Below are 20,700 nucleotides of genomic sequence, written 5' to 3' on the forward strand. Positions count from 1 at the left end.
CCCAGAATAGCGAACCGATTTTCGCAGTTGGTGAACCTAACTTCACGGATAGCGAAATTTGGTTCGCTGCAGGCCGTACATGCACAGGTATAAGGCAGAATAGCGAAAGCAGGTTCGCTAGAGAGCGAACCTGCTTCGTTAATCGACAGTGTTTAGAACTATAACGAGCCGCCCTCATTGAAACAAAAAATCCTCCCTCAATTTTATTAATTGAGAGAGGAATTAGAAATGAACTATCCAACCACCTGCTCCGCAACGCCTTTAATCTCCCAGCCGATCGGCGGAGTGGCCGTGAAAATCCGAGGATGCTCCATCCGAATAATAAGAATGACCCCGGGACTGCGCAGCGTAGCTTCGTAATCATAGTCATCGTTACGATAAACGTACGGAAAGCTCACGCCTTCATCAATAATTTGAAATACGAGAATTTTAATCGGATCTCGCAGCGGAGAGTTCGGCAGCGGCTTCCAATCATGCGCACTTAGCTGCAGATTCGCCGCTAAATAAGATGAAGCTGCGGCTCTAGCCGCAGCTTCGTCGATTCGAATGATTCCTTCGGACAAAGCCTGCCGGTCAAGCTGTAAGGCCGCAGCATGCGCAGCGCGGTTGACAGCCCTCTTCCCTTGGTACAAAAGCTTCATCGCCGCTTCCTCATCCGTTTGCTGCAAATGAAGCGTCATCCATACCGTTACCATCAGCGTCAACAGCAGCAGCTTATACAAACAACATTTGCCCCTTTCTAAGGTACATATTCGCTCATTTTAATGCCGAAAGCTCTCATTCTCGCATTCTCATCTACAGGAGCCAGACCGATTAAGCGATCGATTTGAAATAAATTTTCATACGGATAGCTCATCGTTAGACGAAGCCCGCTTCCACGCGGAAGCGGTGCTGCCGGATTCGTTGCTCCAAGCCCATTGTCAGAGCTTACTTCGTACTCCACCGCCTCCGGCCGCAATCCGAAGCCTGCGAGCCGGCTCCGGGACTGGTCAATCATATCCGTGTCAATGTAACCGTAGGTTCCGCTTGCTCCAACCTCCAGCAAATAATCAGTCTCCTGCTGCAACACAGCCTGTCTGACCACAAGAACATGACGATAGATCGGCGAGAACATCATCCAGCACATCGTAGCGGCGAATAAGACAAATACGAGTATGCTCTTCATGGACTTAGTTGCCGGATGTAACCTCCGATTGCGTCTCCGGAATCACTCAAGCTTTTGTTCATTCCGCGCTCCCCCTCCATAACGTTCGTATAGATGACAAGGACAACGATAAGGAGCAGCAGTGTCATAAGGATGCTTCTCATCCTTTCATCATCCTCCGGGACAGCCTATCTGCTAGTCAGCATTTGGCTGATTTTCGTATTTGCGGCTTCACCCTGCGACGTGATTTGACTGCTGGTTCCTGTCGTATCCTTCGTAATAATGTTATTGAACAGCAAAATCACGACAACCAGCAGCATAACGGTCATTAAAATATTGCGCATTTCGTTTCACCCCTTTCCATAACAAATTAACCCAGAGACTCGAACAGCTTCTGCCCCTCTCTGATCCAGGGGTAGATAAACACTTGAAACGTATACAGAATCGGAATGCCTGCGATAATAAACAACCCGTACGAAGCCGTCTCCTTACGACTTTCCTTCGCAAGCTCCAATTTCTCCTTATAATCCTGAATCCGCTCGCGCAGCAGCTCATAATATTCAGGACTCTCGTGTAGTCTTAAAGAGTCGATGGTCTCGGCAAAGCTCATGCCGTCATCGGTTCCGATCCTGTGCTTAAACCGCCGGAGCGCCTGCTCGGCATCGTGATACCATTCCGTCAGCAGCCTGTCCATTTCTCCCCGCAGAACGCGGGTATACGGAACGCAGCGCGTCAGTTTCGTATGAATATGAAGCGAAGACTCTGCCAAGTAAAGCAGCTGGTTGCTCATAATGTAAATTTCTTTCGTGATGCGATAGGCCCTAAGCTTCCGGATCGAACGAAGCCAAGGCAAATCTGCATAGAGCGCTGCAATCATCACAACAAGACCGATCGATAATAGCTCGGCTCGGCCCTGCTTCAGCTGCAGCCCAAGCACCCCTAACATAACCAACGGGAGCACAACCAGCAGTATGCGCCTTCCAGCAATGTACCAGGCTGCATCAGCCGTTAATCCGCAGCCAGCCAGCAGCGTCTCCCGCTCGGTGAAGGAAGACTGATCCCGCGCCAGCTGAAGCCTTTGCAGCCATCTGTCCGGCAGCTGTTGATGCTGCCAGTCCAGCTTAACTATATGCGTCCAGCGCGGCCTTCTTCGCGGAAGCAGCCGGAACAGAGCAAGCACAGCAATAAACCCGAATAGTGTCTGGCCAGCGAACAGGCTAAAGCCTGTAAGCCACTGGGTCATTTGCATCTGCATAGCCGTAATAAACCTCCTTTATTAGTTGATAGGCTACTCTGGCTAAAGCTTCCGTCTCGAAAGCCATAATCCCATTAAAAATGAACAAAAGATAAGTACGACCGCATTGAGAAGCATGTCCCTTCCGCCAGGATCAAGAACGTAATACCGATATGCACTTTGTTTGTTGTAATGCACATTAATGCCGATAAACAAGGCAAGAAACAGCAGCGGAGTAAAATTGACAATGCGGATTTCAAGCAGCCGGTTGCGCTCCTGTTCATTCGATCGTCTAGCCTTGCGCATATCGGCAATAAGCTCCTTCAAGCTGTCCGCAATCGGCGTCCCTTCCGAGAGCGCGGCCCGAATAATATTAACGAAATAATGGCCCCAGATATGGCCCAGCGAAGCAGCGAAAATTCTCAGGCTCGCTTCATCATCCCCTCGTACAGACAAATTGCGGTACAGTTGCTCAAATACAGGCTGAATAGGGCCAAGCAGGCGGCGTTCCTCTACAGTACGCTGGAGAGCAATACGCACCTGCCTGCCGCCCGTCACCAAATAACATTGATAGAACAGTTCAATAGATGGCAAAAAATCAAGCTGCAGCTGCAACTGCCGCTGAACGAGCATCGCTCTTAGCGTCGTATAGGGCAGAAAGCCGGCAACGAGTCCAATGAGCAGCGTTCCTTTTATGCTTTGAAAATATATACCGCCTGTTGCAATGCCAGCCAGAAGCAATAGAACCGAAAAGCCAGCCAGTCCTGTCGGCGACAGCTTCAGCTGCAGCGTTTCGAGCAGCTCCGCCAAATGGCTGTACAGCCTATCGTACCGTTTCAACCTTTCGGTTAACCGGAAGCTCAGACGTCCCCTTTGACGGAAGACAAGCTTATCCCGCCTTGCTTGCTCAACGCTCCATAACGTAAGCGCGAACCGGATGGCTATGAACAGAAGCAGAACCAGCAATAGGGCAGCCGCCGCAATCGACAGTTTACTCAATAGCCGCCCCTCCCCGGTCAAGCCTTACTGTAGCTTTGGCAGACGGTCCCACTGGAAATAACCACTCCCCCGTATGATCATCGTAACGAGCCCAATCCCGAACGATAACTCCTTCTGCAGCCCAATCGATTTCTCCAATGCGGGCGATAATGCGTCTGCCGTTGACATTTCGCATCTCGATGCCGATTTGCGTCACATACTCTGCAATCCGCTTCGTCAGCCGCTCCGGATTCATCCCCCGACCATCTAGCATGCACATGTCACAGATCGCCTCCGGCACATCCTCCAGCGTATTGGCATGAACGGTAGTCATGCTGCCGGAATGCCCCCTCGTACAGGCCCGAACATAAATATTGGCATCCATATCCCGTATCTCCGCATGAATGATGCGGTCGGGAGATTGACGTAATGCAAGCTTGAATGCCTGTTCCGCCCGGTGCAGTGAATCCTCTTCCTCCGCTTCATATTCCACCGTATTTTTATTCGGAAAATCCCGCCCCAGCATCATCTCATAGCGGCCCTCGATAGTAACAATTCTCTCCTCATCAGGAAGTTCGGCGATGAGCGCCTTGATTAGATGCGTTTTACCGGAATTGGTTGGCCCGATGATAACGAGATTGAACCGGGATTGGAGGACGGCTTGAAGCATTTCCAACATTCGCGCATTCAGCGTCGAATAGGGCGGAGCAGCCAGCGCTGCCAAACTAAAGCTCCTAACGATAAAAAATTCGAATCGTCAGCGTTGGCCTCGACGTGAAGCCAAAGCCTGTCATCGTGACGCGGGAGCCGTCCCGGAGAACAACTTCGGCCCATCTTTTGCGCGGACCAATCCGGTCATTATTATAGAGAACAAGGTTTTGCTGAATCCGCTCCACTTCGCGTTCATGGTCGAAGCAATGTTTGGAACGTACAGCATGTCCGCTACGAACTTCATAAATAACGGTACCGACCACTTGGATCTCCTCGAGGTCATCCTTCTGACGAAGTACGAGCTCCAGCACATTCAGACCGATGACCTCGGCAAAAACCGCTTCAGCCAAAGTCTGATAGCTATGCGCATACCCTTCCAATTGATGGATGCGCAGCCGAATGAGCTGGTCTTCAATGATAGCGAGAATTTGCTCTCTTTCGTCAGCGAATCCTAGTACAGCCCGGTTCAACGTTTCGTTATATTGCCGCCGTTCCTCCTCCGACAAGCCGCGCGGCGAAGCCAGATACGCTTTCATCTCCTCCGCCAGCCTGCTGAAATCGTCACTGCGCTCCTGTCTGCGTCCTGATCCTTCACCTTCTCCTACCGGGGCAAGCCGGCGGACGGTTGAAGCATAACCTGTAGGAGAAAATCGTCCAGTGCCTGTCCCCGTCTCAGAGCCTGCTGTCATGATCCGACCCCGTTCCGGTGCGACAGCAGCTTCCGATACCAGGGCTGCGTATGAACAGCGGGAAAGTCGCGGCGGAGACCATGCTTGATCATCATACTATCGGCCGGCCGCTTCATTGCAGTCCTTCCTTGCGGATCTTCCTTCAGCCATTGACCATAAGTTCCGTTATCCAATTGCGTGAACAGATTGCTGGACAACTGAAGCTTTCCAAGCTTCGCTGTCCCCATCTCTTTGCATATTTCCTTCATACGATAACCTCCTGTGCCCCACGGGGATTGAATAACGATTGTTGCAAACTGCTCGGATTGAATTCCGAACAATGGAGATAATTGATGAATCCAGCGCTTCCCGTCCTCTTGAAAATGGGATAAGGCACCCGTCGTCACAACAATCCGGGAGTCGGCTCTGCGCAAGGCACAAATCGTAGCTGCATTATCCCAATAAGCACCTACGTCAACGACGACGAGGGAAAAAGCTCTTGCTGCGATGTCGATCAAATGCTCGACCTCTTCCGGCGTAAAATATTCAGCCTGATCCCGGTGCAAATTGCCGAACAAAACGTGCAGGCAAGGCCGTTCCGGAACCCGATGTACAGCCCGCTGCAGCTTGTCTGCCGTTAAGGAACCGGATTTAAGCTCCGGACGAAGCTTGTCAAGCGTAACGGAAGGCGCGTCCACACCGAGGTAACGGTGGATTTTAGCGCTTTTCAGATGAAGGCATAAGTAAACGATCTGCTTATCGCTCGCTTCGGCAATCCGGTAAGCCAGTGCAAATGCCGCCGTAGTCGTACCGATATTAGGGGTAGTTCCCACTAATGCGATAACCGGCGAAGCGGCTCCCGCTTCGTTCATGACCCCTCACCCGTTCGCTCCTCAGGCACGTTAAGCGACTCAGGGCTAAACGCGATAACCAGCTTGCCCGCACCTTCTTTGCAGTAGCCGTCAATTAGCAGCCACTGCGCCTCTGTAAGATTCAAATTAATATAGTCAATCATCCCGTTCGCATCCCGCCTCGAAGCGTACATACGAGCCTTATCATCGTCAGCGAGCGACAACAGATTCGAGTTTTGCATATTGTCGATCTCCGTATTGCCAGATGATTTCACGGATGCGACCGTGATCAGCTCCTCGAACAGCCGCCGGGACGGCTCGCCTTCCCCAGACACATAAAGTGTTACTTTATCACCGGCCCGGATACCGTTAGAGATCGAACGGACGTATTCCCGGGGGATTTGAAACGTCGATTCTGAGCCCGCCGGAAGCAAGCGGTACCGGTTGATCTTCCATGCAAGAATCGGCTCATTCGTCCCAAGCGGAACGACGGTCTCCATCCCGGCTACCGCACTTGCATCAAGGAGCATATCCTTGTCTAGCGTATCCCGCGGCATACGCCGGTAAATCAGATCCTCCATTTCGAGACGCTTGCCTGCTTCTATGAACCGCTTCGGCACGACTACCGCAATCGTCTCCTGCTTCTCCAACTGCAGCCGCTGCATATGGAACAAACCATAAACGACCGATACCGACAAGAGCGCGGCCGCCACGCTAATACCCGCACTACGCTTTCTGCTCATCTTTTCTCTCCCCTCAAGCCCGCAATGCATAAAAAAAGAACGCAGCAGTAGCCCCTTAAGGCTAATCTACTTGCGTTCTTCGCAAAGCATTGCTTGACTATATAGAAATTCAACAACCAATTAATGTAATAATAACAACTAATAGCAATGTTGTCTATACATAATTTGAATTGCGCAACAATTCTAACAACCGGTACGTTAATAATAAAAGCTTCTCCCGGCAGACGGCATCATGCCGGACCAGAAGAAGCTTTCTTGTCACTAATCAAAATCCATTAAAAATCGATTAAACCAACGCTGATCAGCAAGGCATCGTCGACCTTGCGCATCGTCTCGTCGTCCAGATGGGTTATCTTATCGGTTAACCGCTGCTTATCGATGGTTCGAATCTGCTCCAGCAGTACGACAGAATCACGGTCAAATCCGTGGGCAGCGGCATCCATCTCCACATGAGTCGGAAGCTTAGCCTTCTGAATTTGCGCTGTAATAGCAGCCACGATTACAGTCGGGCTGAAACGGTTGCCAATGTCGTTTTGAATAATAAGCACTGGCCTTACGCCCCCCTGCTCCGATCCGACGACGGGGGACAAGTCCGCAAAAAAACATCACCGCGTTTAACGATCAAGCTCTACACCCCGCTTACGAGACGCCCCAGCATATGGTCGGCTTCTTCCTCCGCTTGAAAAGCTTCTGAGGCCATATTCAAGTTGATTTTCGCCATCTCGAGATAACCGCGCTGCATGGATTCGCGGATTTGCCGTTTTTTACGTTCGACAAGATACAACTTCATGGCCTGCCGAATAAATTCGCTGCGATTGGAGTTCTCCTTCGCGACGATTCCGTCTACTTCCTCCAATAGCTGATCCGGCAAACTAATCATGATCCTCTTGGTGTTCTGCACATTGGCCACCGAGCAAGCACCCCCAAAACTTTTCCAACAACCATTCATATTCATTATTGCTTTAATAAGCCGTCGCTATACTCCAACATATCTATGTGTTGCGTATATCAAATATGCTGTATGATTTCGCGTATAGCTCCCTGTACATCAGTTGCCTTACTTAATTCGCGATAATTGACGAAATTCCTTTTTACTCTGGCAATTTTTGCGTTTTGGAAAATTTTCCACCTAAATTAATGGGTTTTCGACTGCAACCGCCTTGCCATCCTTCATATAAATACGTGGGACACGGGCAGCCATCATGCATGTCACTTCGTAATTAATGGTACCGAGCTGCGCCGCGATTTCCTCGGCAGTAATGCATGCCTCGCCTTGGCGCCCAATGAGCACGACCTCTTCACCCGGCTGAACCGCTTTTTCGCCAGATACTTCGTCCAAAGCAATCATACATTGATCCATGCAGATGGTTCCAAGCACAGGCACCTTTACGCCTCTAACCAGCACCTTAGCTTTGCCGCCTAACATCCGGCTAAAACCGTCGGCATAACCGATCGGAAGCGTTCCAATCTGCTCCTGCCTTGAAGTGACATATCGGGAACCATAACTGATTCCCCAGCCTGGAGGCGCTTCCTTTACCATGACGACCTCGCTTTTGAGCGACATGACCGGCTCAAGCGCAATAGCGTCCCGTTTCACTTCATCTGAAGGATAAAGACCATACATGCTGATGCCCAGCCTTACCATATCGCTAGGCCATTCCGGCATATCGATTCCGGCTGCGCTGTTCGCAGAATGTATAATCTTAATCGGCAGCTGCTTTTGCTTTACATAATCCACAATTTCGCTAAATCGCTCATGCTGCTGCTTCGTATGACTTTTATCCAGCTCATCCGCTCGGGCAAAGTGAGTGAACAGCCCTTCAACCTCAAGCTGCGGAACTTTCAGCGCCCGTTCGATAAAATCAGCAACGGCTTGAACGCCGAGCAGGCCTAAACGGCCCATGCCAGTATCCATCTTGATATGCACTTTCAGTCGATTGCCGTCTTCATGCAGCGGCAGCGCCGCGGCCGCTTCCAGAACATCCTCACGAAATAAAGCCACTGTAACGTCATAACTCCTGGCAACTTCCAGCGCATTTGCGGGAACGTAACCCAGCACGAGTATCGGTGCCGTTATGCCGGCTTGTCTAAGCTGGAGCGCTTCATCTAAAAAAGCAACGCCCAGATAGTCGACGCCAAAACGTTCGGCTTCGCGGGCAACTGCAACCGCTCCATGACCGTAAGCATTCGCCTTCACAGCAACGAGCAGCCGCCGGCCTTCAGGCATCGTATTTCGGAACGCTTGAAGGTTGCGGCTAAGTGCATCGAGCGAAATTTCTACCCTCGTCGGGCGATAATACGAATCCAAGTCGTTCACCTAACCTCTCTGACGGCCAATCCCTATATCCAACATCCAGTCCGGACGATAAACATCATAAAAACAATGTTATACGTTGCCGCTTGGACTGTCAATGAATTGGCCGCCTGAAACAGTTAGCACCTCTTGGAAACTCGCTGCCGGTTATTTCGACGTGTCTGCCTGAACGGATTGCGCGATTTTAGTCAATTCCTTGTCGGACAGCGTCGAGCTTGTAAGACGGAATTGATTGCCTTCATACAACCACGTAAGTGTACGCTGCTCTTCACCGTTGCTGATTTGTCCGATCGTGAAGCCCAGATCAAACATCTCGCCTCCACTATAGGATGCTGCCTGATCCTTCGGCTGCGTTTGAATGATAGAGTAATCGTAAGTTCCCGTGTAACGGGTCATAAGACCAGCGTTGCCGCCGAATACGATGTCCACGCTGTCTTTTTCCGAGACGCCTTGCGGCATATAGGTTGGCAGCATCACTTGCAGGATAGCTCCCGCTTCATTCGGCTGAGCGATCGTCTCATCCGTTTCCTCTTCCGTTTTCCCGCCGGTTGTATTAGCATTGTCTGCTTTCCCTGCTGCAGGGTCTTTTTCCGAGCCGTTACTAGCTTCACCGCCCGCTTTCGTTCCTGCATTGCTGCTGTTATCACTAGGTGTATTCACTTGCTCACTGTTTTCTCCATTGTCATCAGGTTCCACAGTTGTAGCTTGATCGCCTGTGCCGCCATTAGATGGAGCAGATTTCATATTCGCTTCCGTCTCAAAAGCGCTGCTTTCGAATTTCGGACCAAATTCAAAAGTATCGAATTTCACGTCGACCATCACAGAAGCATTCGTATCGCTGACTTCTACATGAACCGGTTTGAAATCCGACTTGTTCAGCCAGATTTTTTGACGGGCAAGCGAGCCATTATTGTAATTGGCCATGACATCAAATACATAAGAGTTGTCTTCGACTGCGAATTGACGGGAATTATCGAGTAGAATGCTTTGTACCAGCGTCTGATACAAATACACCTGACCTTGGTTTTGCGGCCAATCGCTTTGGAAACGGAATACTTTGTTCAGACGGGGAGTGAGTACAAATACGCCGTCGTCATTGCGGAGCACAATTTGCGTAATGTCTTTCTCAGTGTTGGTCAATTTAATCCGGTAAAAATTAGGTTTCTGATAAGAAACCTCAACCGCATACTGGAGAGGCTGTGTACCGGTATTGAGGGTCATCGTTCCGCTCCCCCGATAGCTCTCCATGCTGCTCACCGTTTTATCGAGCTCCTTGACCACGGACTCGGCGTCCTTCGTCCCGCAAGCGCTCAATACGAGTGAGAAAACTAACAAAATTGCCGCGGCCCATGTAATGCGACGCATTCCAATCAACCCCTCTTCACAATGTTTTTCCAACTGGTAACATGTCTATGAGGGAACTTGGACAATTATGCGGACTGGCAATAGCTTGGCTTTATTTAAATTTTGCGTTATGTATTCAAGAAGCCGAGAATGTTCAGCGATTCAGGGAATATAATACAAAGGGTCTTTGTTTTTGTTGACAAAATCACTAAACTTTTGACTCTAATCATCCTATTTCGGTGTAAAACGACCCTAAAAAACAATTAGTCCTGAAAAAAAGAGGGGGATTTTAGCAAAAAAGGGATTGTAAAGTGAATTTAAGCCGCTATAATAAGATGTGAACGTTATGTGACGACGTCAATTATTATCAAAGGGAGAGATTATTTTTGGAACTCAATAACGAACCGCAAGCAAATCCGTATAATGCGGGGTACAACAACCAGCAAGTATCGCCGGTTATTACGGTCGGAGAATGGATGCTCATGATGCTCATTTCGATCATTCCGATCGTTGGCATTATCATGATGTTCGTCTGGGCTTTCGGGGAAGGCAATCCTACTAAGAAAAATTACTACAAAGCGGCTCTGATGTGGGCTGCAATTGTTCTCGTCATTTACATTCTTATTGCAGTATTGTTCCTGGGCAGCATGTTCGCTGCATTTGGCAATATGTAATACCCGCTACATACCCGCTGAGGGGCGGTCAGGCTGTCGAGAATTTCTCGGCAGCTTTTTTCTTTGACCATTTATTGCTCTGCGATGCAGCTTCTGCTGTATAACCTGCGGCAAGCCTTCGCCGTTATTCCCGCCAACCTTACTCGCTATATTTGTTCAGCCATGCCAGTCTTGCAGAAGCGGAAAAAAGCCCCTCGGCATGTGGCAATAACCGGGGGACTTGCATGCAGCCATTATTATTTTTCTGCTTCCTTGATTTCAGCCAGCAGTTGCTGCAGCTCCGGATTGGCAGGCGGCTCTTTCAGATCCAGGCTGCGCAATGCTTCAACCGCAATTTTCAGCACCGCATAATTTCGGTACCACCGGTTATCCGAAGGGATCAAATGCCAAGGCGAAGCTTTGCTGCATTTCTCGAACAGCTCCTCGTAATAGCTGCTGTACTGCTTCCATGATTTGCGTTCCTGCAAATCGGAAGGGTCGAATTTCCAATTTTTAGTCGGATCCTCGATCCGGCTAATCAGCTTCTCCAGCTGGAATTGCTTCGATATATGCAAGAACAGCTTCACGACCTTAACGCCATTATCCGCAAGCAGCGACTCAAAATGGTTAATATGCTTGAAGCGCCGCTTAGCCTCCTCGTCATCCACCTTGCCATGCACCCTCGTAATGAGCACATCCTCATAATAAGAACGGTTAAAAACAGAGATTTGTCCCAGTGCCGGTACAACGTTATGCGTCCGCCATAAGAAATCATGACGGGATTCTTCCTCCGTCGGAGCTTTGAAGCTATGCGCCGAAATGCCTTGCGGGTTCAATCCAGCGAAAACCTTCTTAATGACGCCATCCTTGCCGCTGCAATCCATGCCTTGAAACACAAACAGAACAGCATGCTCTTTACCTGCGATCAGCTTCTCCTGCAAGTCCTGCAGCTCCTGCTCAAGCTGTTCAATCTCCTCAGCTGCTTCGTCTTTATTTGAAAAGCGTCCCGTATCCTTAGGATCGTAATTCGAGAGATTTACTTTCTTCTTTACTGAAATTCGAAACTCCTTGCTCATGTACTCACAGCCTTCCTTCTAATCTATATCCTATTTATTCTATTTTCTTATTCTTATCCCTTCATCATTCCCATTAAACAGGCTTTTCAATGACCATCATTACGGGTAATGGTACAAATAGGAAGCGAAAGGAGAGAATAAGATGGGAACTTATGTAGAGGTTGAAAAAAACGTTTCATTATATGTGGAAGATATCGGAAGGGGGACACCCGTCCTCTTCCTGCACGGCTGGCCTCTCAACAGCCGGATGTTCGAAAATCAATTTACACTGCTTACAGGGCAGGGCTATCGCTGCATCGGTATCGACCAACGGGGCTTCGGCAAGTCGGATGCTCCGGCAGATGATTATGGCTATAACCGCTTGGCAGATGATATTAAGGCTGTTATCGACAGCTTGGAGCTGGATCAAGTCTGCTTAGTCGGCTTCTCTGTTGGCGGCGCTATAGCCGTCCGTTACATGGCCCGCCATGCTGACCATCGTATCCGTAAGCTTGCCTTGCTGGGAGCAGCCGCCCCGGCCTTCACGCAGCGGGAGCAATACCCGTACGGAATGAAGCGTGAGGAGGCCGAGGATCAAATTGCCGCAATCCAGCAAGACCGACCTCAGCTGCTTCGCGACTTTGGCTCGCAATTTCTAAGTAGCAGCGGAGAGAAGACAATAAGCGGTCCTTTCAAAGACTGGCTTCAACAGCTTGGTCTAGAAGCTTCCGCTTGGGGTACCGTACGCACCTTCGAGTCACTCCGAGATGAAGATTTACGTGATGATGTACCACAGATCAAGACAGCAACAACCATCTTCCAGGGGATGCGGGATACCATCTGCCCGCCGGAGTTTGCTGCACTGCTGCTCGCCGGCATCGACGGCTCCACTCTTGTCCAGTTCGAACAGAGCGGACATGGCATGCTGTTCGATGAGCCGGACAAATTTAATGAAGAGCTGCTGCGCTTCCTTAAGTAAATCAAGCAAGCGGAGGAGGGGCCGGCAGGTTAAGGCTCCTCTTTCACTTGCATTCCCGAGACCATCCTCATCCTAACAATACCGGAATCCTTACAGATTCCCCGCTTTACTCCGCTTCAAATCGGCTGAATCCGCCCCATCCCCGCCGCCCGTCCCAGTCTTTCCCCGCCTTAAGACCAGTTCCAGAAACCGACTGGGGACTGTTACGAGGCAGCGCATTCCATACTACAATAAAGACATCGAAGAGCAAGTCGAAAGGATGATGGGAAATGAAAAAAATATTTCGTTCACAGACTGACCGCAAGCTAACAGGTCTTTGCGGAGGCATCGGGGAGTGGTTGGGTGTTGATCCTACTGTAATTCGATTGTTGGTAGCAATAGCAGCACTATTCAGCTTCGGGGCGGTCGTGTTGATCTACATCGTCGCATCGATCTTCGTGCCTAAAGCGCCTTACAGCGATTTCAATTACACTAACCAATACCACTTTTAACTACATGATTAATAAAAACTAAGGGAGAGATGAAGATGGGAATTTTGGAGAGAGTTTTTTCGATTACGAAAGCAGCGGCAAATGAGATGTTGGACAAAATTGAAAATCCGGTGATGATGCTGAATCATTACTTGAGAGATCTGGACGAGGACATCGCCAAAGCCGAGCGTTCGCTGGTTTCCCAGCAAGCTCAAGTACGGATGCTGCAAACGAAGCTGGACGAGCAAAATGGTCAAGCTGCTTACTATGAAGACAAAGCGGTACAAGCCGCATCTGCTGACCGCGAGGCAGAAGCTAGAACCGCTTTGGAAGCCAAGCTTCTCTATAAAGAGCATGCCGAGGAATCTTCCCGCCTGCTTGAATTTGCCCAGCAGGCCGTTACTGAAATTGAATTGCGCCTGGACTCTTTGAAAGAAGAGCGTACTCGTCTGCAAGGAAAACGCACAGAGCTAATCGCCCGTGTCCAACAAGCCGGAGCTGTATCCGGGGCACCTGCACCGCAATCGTTCCAAGGCAGCTCGGCCGCAAGAGGCTTTGACCGCATCGAGCAAAAGGTAATGGAGTGGGAGGCAGCGCGCGAGCTCTCGAAAACGCCACATGGCAGCTACAGCAGCTCAGCATCCAGCATTCCTAATCCGCAGCAAGAAAAACGCAATGCGCTTGTCGAAGAAGAGCTTCAGCGTTTGTTGAACAAATAATTAAAAGAACAAAGGAGAGCCCTTCTTGCAACAGCAAGAAGGGCTCTCTTCATTTATTATTTTATTGTCGGGAAGGTCACTCGGATTGTCGTACCGGTGCCCGGAAAGGTTCGTACCATAATTTCACCGCTCATCGCTTCTACAAGCCCTTTCGAAATGGCCATGCCCAATCCTGAGCCGTCGGTTGAGCTTGCGCTGTCCGTTCCCCGATAATATCGCTCGAACAGCCGGTTGGCCGTATCCCCGTCCATGCCGTTGCCGTTATCGCTGAATGATATCGCCACCTGCCCTCTGTCCTCCACCTCTTCAACCTTTACCGTCAATATCGTCTCCGGAGGATTATACAGCCATACGTTTGCTGCAATATTCGCTACAATTCGCTCCATCCAAGGTTTGTGCAGCATCGCATATAAAGGTTTGCTTGCCGGAACGAACCGGATTCTCTCCTTATTAAATAATGGATTTGCTCCGGCACGTTCTAATGCAGCGCCTAGCCATTCATTCAGTTCGACTCGGCCCCCTTCTTCCTGCTGCATACCGGCGCTGATCCGGTAAGACATGGCTAAGTCGTTAATGAGCGTGTCCATATGAGCCGCTTTCTCCAACATGATGCGGGAAAATTTGCGGACCTCCTCCGGACTCCATTCATAACTGTCCTCGGCAAGCATATGCGTATACCCTTTAATAGAGGAAAGCGGTGTTTTCAGATCATGAGTGATGCCTGAAATCCATTCTTCGCGCAAATGTTTATTTTGCTCCCGAAGCTTCTGATCTCTTAGTAATGTCGCAGCCAGATGATCAATGGAGTAAAGCACCTCTGCAAATACCCGGTATCGCGACCGCCATTCCCCGGATCGCTTGCGGCTGCCGGCAATGCCTCTGCGGTCAAGCGGTTCATTGAAATCTCCTTTGCCTAATGAATTCAGCCAAGCCAGTGTATGAAGCATCGGCCCCCCGAAACGATGCGCATTCCATAAAGACAGCAAGATAAAGACGATAATTAAAGCAACGAACATGATTGTCATTGCGGTAAGCAGTACTTTTCCCTCGGGCGGCAACCACCCCCGGTCCACGCTTCCGCTGGAAATATTGGGCACTCCTACTATCCAGGTTCTGCCGGTGTCCTCCTCATACGAGGTGAGAATACGATCGTCGAAACGATAGAAGTACAAAGTACGAAGGACCATATCGTCAATTTTATAGTGATCCCCAACCCCCTTTGGTTTATTGAACGAAGCCAGCTCCTTGCCATTCGGATCCAGCAATTGAACAAATCCGCCTAACGCACGCAACCGGTTAGCTGCTTTCTCTGGAATATTTAGTTCCTTACCTGAGAGCGCAGCATTCGCTTTCACTTGTTCAAACAACGGGTTAAGCTCATTACGAGTTCCGTAAATCAGTGTAAACAGCTTGCCATCCTTCTGTTGAACCCATAAATAAACCTCATAAGGAAAAGCATCCTTGTTCAGCCAATACTCCATTAATTGTCCGGAAGTATAATGTTTGGGTACATCATTCGGCGTGTTGTACGAACGCTCCACTTGGCCGTTCTCATCCAGGCTTTGCAGCCAGCCGTTATTTTTCTTCACCCGCTCCAGCAAGCCGGGTTCAAACTCGAAGCCATCCTGAGTCAGCTTGGAGGACTCGACGAGCCGCTGCAGCCCAACCGAGGCAAAATCGCGGGAAATTTTAATTTCGGCATATTGACGAATGACCCAAACGCCGGTCAGTACTACGATCAGTAACGAGACGATACCTGCAATCGATAATTGGAAAACGAACCGCAAAGCTAATCGCCGCTTAATGTTCATCGCTTCTCCATGCCTTTTTCTTTCGGTTGAATCAATTTATACCCCAGGCCTCTCACGTTGACGATAAATTGAGGATTGGAGGGATCGGCTTCGATCCGCTCGCGGATGCGGTGAATATGAACCATAACCGTATTATCATCGTTAAAGGCATCAACGCCCCATACTTGCTCATACAGCTCGCTTTTGCTAAATATCCGATTCGGGTTTTCGCATAAAAACAACAGCAATTGAAATACGAGCGCCGGACATGATATGGTCTCACCCTCAACAATTAGCTCTCCCGCTTCCGCATTTACTTGAAACCTACCATAATCATAGATCGTTTGCGTTTGGGTATGCAGACGTGTGCTCTCTCCAGACTGACCAGCCGCAAGCCGTTTGGCATGCGTGTACCGGCGAAGCTGCGAGCGAATGCGGGCTACAACCTCCATCGGGTTAAATGGCTTCGTAATATAATCGTCGCCGCCTACCGCAAAGCCCGTCAATTTATCAAAATCAGATGTCCTTGCTGTTAAGAACAGAATAGGCGCGTCAGTCATTTCCCGCAAAAAGGGTGCGGCCTCAATCCCGCTTCTGCCAGGCATCATAACATCCAGAACGATTAGATCATACTCTTTGGTTCTGCAAGCAGCGAGCGCCTCCTCGGCAGATGCCGCCTTGTCAATGTCGGTAAACCCTTCTTTCTCCAGCACAGTTTGCAGTAATTCAACTATAGAATGCTCATCATCGACAAGCAGAATGGAATGATCGTTCATTGTGTACACCAGCTTCCTTCATGCAGTTTATTTCATTAGTTTACCATGATCCTTGCAGCCGAACCCATAGTTCTCTCTTAACACAGTCTTAATTCTGCTTACTGTAAAAAGGAAATGAATTAAGCTTGTGTTCACTAAAGCGTTCAGTTCCTATAAGGTTGCCCTGTTATTCTAACTGAGAATAGAAAATCGATAAATCGGAGGCGTTAAGGTTGAAGAAAAAATCAAATGTTAAGATGAGAAGAGTGGCATTAATATTGGTTGCAGGTGCATTCGCCGGCTTGCTGGCTGGATGCGGAGGCAGTAAGGAGGCACCGGAACCATCGCCGACCGTAAAAGAGGCAGTGACCAATGAAGGAGAGAAGAGCGAATTTAAATTCGAGAATTTACCAGACCTCCTGCTGCGCGGAGAATATGAGACAATCTATAATCATGCTGCCCAAGCATTCAAAGATGAAATCAGTCTCGCTGATTTCAGTGCCCTGGTCGGAGACTTTAGCAAAGGCGTAGACTCCCTAAAGCAGTCCTCTATCTTGAAGCTGAACGGAATGGAATTGCGTTCTTGGACGGCTCCCGACGGTAAAAAGGGTCTGATTGCACTCATCGATGCGAGCAATGAAATCAACAGCCTGCAGGTCCGGCCGCTGGATGTCTACCCGGAGACCGATGCTCAATTGACGAAAGTAGCATACGAGCCGCCGTTCAAAGGAGACTGGTACGTCTATTGGGGCGGAATCAACGCCTTGGTGAACTACCACTACGAATATCCTGGCCAGCGTTATGCCTATGACATCATTAAAGTGAAGGATGAGAAATCGTATAACGGCGATCCGCTTAAGAATGAAAGCTATTACGCCTTTAATCAGGATGCTTTTGCCCCTGCAGACGGTGTAGTTGTAAAGGTTATCAACGATATTCCGGACAATGAGCCTGTAGGTGTCGCGAATGAAAAAGCGCCTGAGGGCAATGTCGTTGTTATCGATCATGGCGGCGAATACAGCTTTATTGCACATATGAAGAAAGGCACCATTATTGTAAAAGAAGGAGATAAGGTCAAAACGGGCGATCTCCTCGGTAAAACCGGGAATTCCGGCAATTCCAGCGAGGCACATCTTCACTTCCAAGTATCCAATGGCCCTGACTTATTCGATGGCTCCCATGCTATTCGTGTAAAATGGAAAAACAACATTGAGGACTCGCAAGGACATACGATTTCCGGCGGTGAGTAGAGTAATAGAACTAAGGCTGGCGCATTCTAATGGCGCCAGCCTTGTTGTTGTGTTGGAGCTTCTATTTTACCGCTTGCCAGTCAAGCAGCTTCACTATTAATGTAATGACTTCCGCTCGTGTCGCGCTTGCTTGCGGATCGAAAGCATTGTCTGCCTTTCCTTCCAGCAGTCCTGCTTTAACGGCAGCTGCTACCTCTTTAACCGCCCACTTCGGAATGCTGCTGTTATCGGCAAAAGCCGATGATGATTCCGCTGACGTATCAAGCTTCGCAGCCCGCGCAATAATGACGGCCAGCTCTGCACGGCTAATAGAGCCGGAAGGACGGAAGCTGCCATCCGCATAACCTTGAATCAATTGCTGCTTCTGGATAGCTGAAGCATGCGAACTGGCCCAGTCAGGAATTTGGCCGCTGTCCCGGAAAGAGCTTGCTTCCTCCGCTTCTGTGTCCAGCTTCAACGCTCTGCTTAGCATCACCGCGAATTCACCGCGCGTAACCGGATTCTCAGGATGGAAGCTTCCATCACTGTAGCCCTTCACAATGCCAAGTGCTTCTGCACGGACAATTGCAGCCTCCGCCCAGTGCCCTTTCGTATCGGAAAATGACTTAGCCGGCGCTTCGCCGTTTCCGGTACCTGGGGATGGGCTAGGACCAGGTTTTGCGCTCGGTGTAGGACTAGAGCTTGGTGTCGGTCCAGTTCCCGGGTTAGTTCCCGGACTTAGTGTCGGACTAATACTCGGGCTCGGTGTAGGCGTCGGTGCCGTACTAGTGCCCGGGCTTGGTTCTGGGCTAGTACTCGGTATTGGACTTGGGCTTGGTGTCGGACTAGTACCTGGACTCGGACTTGGTGTCGGGCTCGGTGTCGGTGTCGGGCTCGGGCTCGGCGCAGGCAAAGCATCCTGCGTCGCAGTCGCCGAAGCCGGATCGAACTGAAGCCGAATTTGATCTTCACCGCTGTAGTGATTTTCCGGCGACTCGATTTTCACCCAGCCGTCAATGACCGTAGTCAAATTCGGGACAGTAAAATAAACGACGCGTGTATTCGTTGCCGAGTCCCGGAACAGAACGGGCACATTTTCACCGTTAAGTTTGAAGCCTGTTATGACGGAATCCTGTTTAATCGTGAAATAAAACGTTTTGTTGTTACCGACAACGTGAAGCATGCCTGGCGTAAGAACAAACGTCTGCATGACGGATGCTTCCGAACTTCCAGCCTTCAGCACTTTAAAATCCACATAATAATTGCCATCTGCAAGAACTTGATCTGGAACTCTGGCGGCTTCAAATTGCTGGCTAGCAAGCTCCAATCTAGCTGAAGCTGCATGAATATCTGCTCTTGCTGCCGCAGGGTGATCTGCCGTCAGCTTCACTTCCGTAATGACTGCTTGGAAGCTATCTTTTGCCCCTGCGCCGTATTGTCCCGGCCCTGTCCCTGTTTCGGCTCCGTCATGCCGCGCTTGAGCAGTATCTACTGCTTGCTTCAACTGATGAGATAGCTCTACATTGAAGTTCAAATACAGCGTCTTTTCAATCGCAGGCTGATCAGCCGTCTTGTATACGATAGGAAGCAACCCGTTCGTTGCATTCAGATTTGTCGAATTCAGAATAAGCTGACCCGTGTATTCATCCTTATCCGGACGGTTTGTAATTTCCCTGACTGTCTGTTTGGACCCGATACTGGTTCCATCGCTAAAGGCTGGATTATAAGTTGCGCTGTACCAGTCCAGCGATACGAATTTAGACTTAAACTCGCTATAATTTTTGATCGTAATCCGCTCGTATATTTTCGCTCCCGAGATCACTTCGACTGTTTCCGGGACAAAATAAGAAGCAAATTCGGACTCCGCCGCGTTAAGCGAGCGGCTGTCCAACACAACAAATCGTCCTGTTCTTTGCGTGGCGATATTATCTGCAATTTCAACCAAATAGTTTTGCAGGTCCAATACTCTTCCGTTCACTTGCTGCTGTGAGACTTGTACATTGTCCCGATCCTGAATAGCGGCTGTTAGGAGCGTCTGCAGCTTGTTTCTGTAGCTCGTGCTGATTGGCGTATCGGGAATTTCTCCCTCGCTGACTATATATTTTCGAAGCGCATCCGTTGCACCTGTATAGGTAACCGGATCAGCAACTGCTGCTGCCCCGAACGGTTTGGAAGCCGCATAGACAGATTGTGCCTCCGTAATGACATTACGAAGCGCCGCTTTATCTACTGCAATTTTTGATGCCTTGACCTGCTCCACATGTTTGCTAAGTTCCAAGAAAGCTTGACCAAACTCCAGCTCGGCAGCATCTTCCTCAGCTGCAACTGCTGCTGCTTTTTGAATTGCGATATGTAGCCCATTCTTCGTTCCAGCCGGATAATAGCCGTCTCCTGTTCCTTCCGTTATCGTATCGTGAAGGCTTTGCGCTTCCGCAATAAGCGTATTCAGCTCCTCCAGCGATACCGGATCACCTTCCGTTCCCGGAATAATTTCGCTTGCGTCCAGCTTCAACTGGACTGGATACCAGTTGTCATATTGGATTTGCGGCGTTGAAATATAGACGTGAATGAGAATATCATACGTTTTAGACAAATCATTAACGACATAGCTTGCAGTGGTGGCATTCGGATCATTTCCGTAAGCCGATATGTAGTTCTCTGCTCCGCTTACGAGCTTACCGCCGCTAATAACGGCACGGGAAGCTCCGTCCTTCAGAATGCCGACAAATGGAATATCCTGCTTCGCTATGATTTCATGCTGAAATGTGGCTGTCCCGTTCTGCACGATCAGCTTTCCGCTTCCGGCTACCGAATAATCTTGAAGCTTGGAGGCCGTTTGCTTTCCATCTTCATAATAATAAAACCCGACAGGATATTCGCCGTCAGTTAGCGGAGCAGCAGCAGCCGTTGCACCTAACGGAGCGGTAAATACCGTCTGTAAAATGAATAAGAAGGCCATTACCGCAGCCAAGTTTCCCTTCAACTTCAACACATCCACATCCTTTTTCATGAATTTATGCAGAGAAGAAAAGGCCTGCCTGCAAGGGCAAGCCTTTTCTCAAG

At 49.5% G+C, this 20,700-nt stretch carries 22 protein-coding genes and 1 pseudogene; 5 read left to right on the forward strand and 18 right to left on the reverse strand.

Annotated features, from left to right (window positions below):
- Positions 1–233 precede the first annotated feature (233 nt).
- The 14 genes and pseudogenes from TY10_RS26145 to TY10_RS26195 all read right to left on the reverse strand — a co-directional run bounded on the left by TY10_RS26145 (position 234) and on the right by TY10_RS26195 (position 10,008).
- Complete coding sequence (locus TY10_RS26145) at positions 234–722, reverse strand: hypothetical protein (RefSeq protein WP_042170494.1); 489 nt, start codon at positions 720–722, stop codon at positions 234–236.
- 17 nt (positions 723–739) lie between these two features.
- A complete protein-coding gene (locus tag TY10_RS26150) occupies positions 740–1,165 on the reverse strand; it encodes a hypothetical protein (protein WP_042170496.1) in 426 nt (141 codons plus the stop codon).
- Entirely contained in the window at positions 1,162–1,308 is a 147-nt protein-coding gene (locus tag TY10_RS30660) for a hypothetical protein (protein ID WP_155986056.1), read from the reverse strand. The genes TY10_RS26150 and TY10_RS30660 overlap by 4 nt, the downstream gene beginning before the upstream one ends.
- A 24-nt stretch (positions 1,309–1,332) precedes the next feature.
- On the reverse strand, positions 1,333–1,488 hold the full coding sequence (locus tag TY10_RS31135; RefSeq protein ID WP_202903240.1) for a hypothetical protein: 156 nt from the start codon (positions 1,486–1,488) through the stop codon (positions 1,333–1,335).
- Between the two features lie 26 nt (positions 1,489–1,514).
- Positions 1,515–2,399: a hypothetical protein gene (locus tag TY10_RS26155; RefSeq protein WP_238328032.1), complete on the reverse strand. Its 885-nt coding sequence runs from the start codon at positions 2,397–2,399 to the stop codon at positions 1,515–1,517.
- A 42-nt stretch (positions 2,400–2,441) separates the two neighbouring features.
- The gene (locus TY10_RS26160) at positions 2,442–3,377 is read right to left on the reverse strand and encodes a type II secretion system F family protein (protein WP_042170499.1); all 936 of its coding nucleotides are present in this window, start codon (positions 3,375–3,377) and stop codon (positions 2,442–2,444) included.
- Positions 3,370–4,080 (reverse strand): ATPase, T2SS/T4P/T4SS family, encoded by a 711-nt coding sequence (locus TY10_RS31895; protein ID WP_238328033.1) that lies wholly within the window; start codon positions 4,078–4,080, stop codon positions 3,370–3,372. The genes TY10_RS26160 and TY10_RS31895 overlap by 8 nt, the downstream gene beginning before the upstream one ends.
- Before the next feature lie 10 nt (positions 4,081–4,090).
- Positions 4,091–4,756 (reverse strand): hypothetical protein, encoded by a 666-nt coding sequence (locus TY10_RS31900; RefSeq protein ID WP_238328039.1) that lies wholly within the window; start codon positions 4,754–4,756, stop codon positions 4,091–4,093.
- A complete protein-coding gene (locus TY10_RS26170; RefSeq protein WP_042170501.1) occupies positions 4,753–5,607 on the reverse strand; it encodes a CpaE/TadZ family protein in 855 nt (284 codons plus the stop codon). The genes TY10_RS31900 and TY10_RS26170 overlap by 4 nt, the downstream gene beginning before the upstream one ends.
- Positions 5,604–6,329, reverse strand: a complete 726-nt coding sequence (locus tag TY10_RS26175) for a CpaB family protein (RefSeq protein WP_042170504.1) — start codon at positions 6,327–6,329, stop codon at positions 5,604–5,606. The genes TY10_RS26170 and TY10_RS26175 overlap by 4 nt, the downstream gene beginning before the upstream one ends.
- A 275-nt stretch (positions 6,330–6,604) precedes the next feature.
- Positions 6,605–6,954, reverse strand: a pseudogene (locus TY10_RS26180) (type II toxin-antitoxin system PemK/MazF family toxin).
- 3 nt (positions 6,955–6,957) lie between these two features.
- A complete protein-coding gene (locus tag TY10_RS26185) occupies positions 6,958–7,239 on the reverse strand; it encodes a CopG family ribbon-helix-helix protein (protein ID WP_042170506.1) in 282 nt (93 codons plus the stop codon).
- Between the two features lie 219 nt (positions 7,240–7,458).
- A complete protein-coding gene (gene alr, locus TY10_RS26190) occupies positions 7,459–8,637 on the reverse strand; it encodes an alanine racemase (RefSeq protein ID WP_042170509.1) in 1,179 nt (392 codons plus the stop codon).
- 153 nt (positions 8,638–8,790) lie between these two features.
- Positions 8,791–10,008: a LolA family protein gene (locus tag TY10_RS26195; protein WP_042170512.1), complete on the reverse strand. Its 1,218-nt coding sequence runs from the start codon at positions 10,006–10,008 to the stop codon at positions 8,791–8,793.
- 365 nt (positions 10,009–10,373) lie between these two features.
- Between TY10_RS26195 and TY10_RS26200 the strand changes: the two genes are divergently transcribed.
- Positions 10,374–10,661 carry a hypothetical protein gene (locus TY10_RS26200; protein ID WP_042170515.1) on the forward strand — a complete coding sequence of 96 codons (288 nt, stop codon included), beginning with the start codon at positions 10,374–10,376 and terminating at the stop codon, positions 10,659–10,661.
- 236 nt (positions 10,662–10,897) lie between these two features.
- Here TY10_RS26200 and TY10_RS26205 read toward each other — a convergent pair whose 3' ends face one another.
- Positions 10,898–11,716: a PPK2 family polyphosphate kinase gene (locus tag TY10_RS26205; RefSeq protein ID WP_042170519.1), complete on the reverse strand. Its 819-nt coding sequence runs from the start codon at positions 11,714–11,716 to the stop codon at positions 10,898–10,900.
- 142 nt (positions 11,717–11,858) lie between these two features.
- On the opposite strand from TY10_RS26205, the gene TY10_RS26210 reads away from it, so the two are divergent.
- The 3 genes from TY10_RS26210 (at position 11,859) to TY10_RS26220 (ending at position 13,863) form a co-directional block, all read left to right on the forward strand.
- Positions 11,859–12,674 carry an alpha/beta fold hydrolase gene (locus TY10_RS26210; RefSeq protein ID WP_042170521.1) on the forward strand — a complete coding sequence of 272 codons (816 nt, stop codon included), beginning with the start codon at positions 11,859–11,861 and terminating at the stop codon, positions 12,672–12,674.
- A 269-nt stretch (positions 12,675–12,943) separates the two neighbouring features.
- Positions 12,944–13,165, forward strand: coding sequence for a PspC domain-containing protein (locus TY10_RS26215; protein ID WP_042170523.1), 222 nt, complete (start codon positions 12,944–12,946; stop codon positions 13,163–13,165).
- 35 nt (positions 13,166–13,200) lie between these two features.
- On the forward strand, positions 13,201–13,863 hold the full coding sequence (locus TY10_RS26220; protein WP_042170526.1) for a PspA/IM30 family protein: 663 nt from the start codon (positions 13,201–13,203) through the stop codon (positions 13,861–13,863).
- Positions 13,864–13,919: 56 nt separating this feature from the next.
- Here TY10_RS26220 and TY10_RS26225 read toward each other — a convergent pair whose 3' ends face one another.
- A complete protein-coding gene (locus TY10_RS26225) occupies positions 13,920–15,674 on the reverse strand; it encodes a sensor histidine kinase (protein ID WP_042170530.1) in 1,755 nt (584 codons plus the stop codon).
- Positions 15,671–16,429: a response regulator transcription factor gene (locus tag TY10_RS26230; protein WP_042170532.1), complete on the reverse strand. Its 759-nt coding sequence runs from the start codon at positions 16,427–16,429 to the stop codon at positions 15,671–15,673. Before TY10_RS26230 ends, TY10_RS26225 begins: the two co-directional genes overlap by 4 nt.
- A gap of 212 nt (positions 16,430–16,641) precedes the next feature.
- On the opposite strand from TY10_RS26230, the gene TY10_RS26235 reads away from it, so the two are divergent.
- Positions 16,642–17,658 carry a M23 family metallopeptidase gene (locus tag TY10_RS26235; RefSeq protein ID WP_238328041.1) on the forward strand — a complete coding sequence of 339 codons (1,017 nt, stop codon included), beginning with the start codon at positions 16,642–16,644 and terminating at the stop codon, positions 17,656–17,658.
- Between the two features lie 61 nt (positions 17,659–17,719).
- Here TY10_RS26235 and TY10_RS29240 read toward each other — a convergent pair whose 3' ends face one another.
- Positions 17,720–20,626, reverse strand: a complete 2,907-nt coding sequence (locus TY10_RS29240) for an S-layer homology domain-containing protein (protein WP_162160691.1) — start codon at positions 20,624–20,626, stop codon at positions 17,720–17,722.
- Positions 20,627–20,700 lie beyond the last annotated feature (74 nt).

The sequence above is a fragment of the Paenibacillus gorillae genome (assembly GCF_000513275.1).
Classification (GTDB): Bacteria; Bacillota; Bacilli; order Paenibacillales; family Paenibacillaceae; genus Pristimantibacillus; species Pristimantibacillus gorillae.

What these genes read in the sequence shown, in the direction of transcription:
- TY10_RS26175 (WP_042170504.1), bottom strand. Translation starts at nt 6,329, where the DNA reads ATGAGCAGAAAGCGTAGTGCGGGTATTAGCGTGGCGGCCGCGCTCTTG.
- TY10_RS26220 (WP_042170526.1), top strand. Translation starts at nt 13,201, where the DNA reads ATGGGAATTTTGGAGAGAGTTTTTTCGATTACGAAAGCAGCGGCAAAT.
- TY10_RS26150 (WP_042170496.1), bottom strand. Translation starts at nt 1,165, where the DNA reads ATGAAGAGCATACTCGTATTTGTCTTATTCGCCGCTACGATGTGCTGG.
- TY10_RS26195 (WP_042170512.1), bottom strand. Translation starts at nt 10,008, where the DNA reads ATGCGTCGCATTACATGGGCCGCGGCAATTTTGTTAGTTTTCTCACTC.
- TY10_RS26215 (WP_042170523.1), top strand. Translation starts at nt 12,944, where the DNA reads ATGAAAAAAATATTTCGTTCACAGACTGACCGCAAGCTAACAGGTCTT.
- TY10_RS26210 (WP_042170521.1), top strand. Translation starts at nt 11,859, where the DNA reads ATGGGAACTTATGTAGAGGTTGAAAAAAACGTTTCATTATATGTGGAA.
- TY10_RS26225 (WP_042170530.1), bottom strand. Translation starts at nt 15,674, where the DNA reads ATGAACATTAAGCGGCGATTAGCTTTGCGGTTCGTTTTCCAATTATCG.
- TY10_RS26205 (WP_042170519.1), bottom strand. Translation starts at nt 11,716, where the DNA reads ATGAGCAAGGAGTTTCGAATTTCAGTAAAGAAGAAAGTAAATCTCTCG.
- TY10_RS31135 (WP_202903240.1), bottom strand. Translation starts at nt 1,488, where the DNA reads ATGCGCAATATTTTAATGACCGTTATGCTGCTGGTTGTCGTGATTTTG.
- TY10_RS26170 (WP_042170501.1), bottom strand. Translation starts at nt 5,607, where the DNA reads ATGAACGAAGCGGGAGCCGCTTCGCCGGTTATCGCATTAGTGGGAACT.
- TY10_RS26155 (WP_238328032.1), bottom strand. Translation starts at nt 2,399, where the DNA reads ATGCAGATGCAAATGACCCAGTGGCTTACAGGCTTTAGCCTGTTCGCT.
- TY10_RS26230 (WP_042170532.1), bottom strand. Translation starts at nt 16,429, where the DNA reads ATGAACGATCATTCCATTCTGCTTGTCGATGATGAGCATTCTATAGTT.
- TY10_RS31900 (WP_238328039.1), bottom strand. Translation starts at nt 4,756, where the DNA reads ATGACAGCAGGCTCTGAGACGGGGACAGGCACTGGACGATTTTCTCCT.
- TY10_RS30660 (WP_155986056.1), bottom strand. Translation starts at nt 1,308, where the DNA reads ATGAGAAGCATCCTTATGACACTGCTGCTCCTTATCGTTGTCCTTGTC.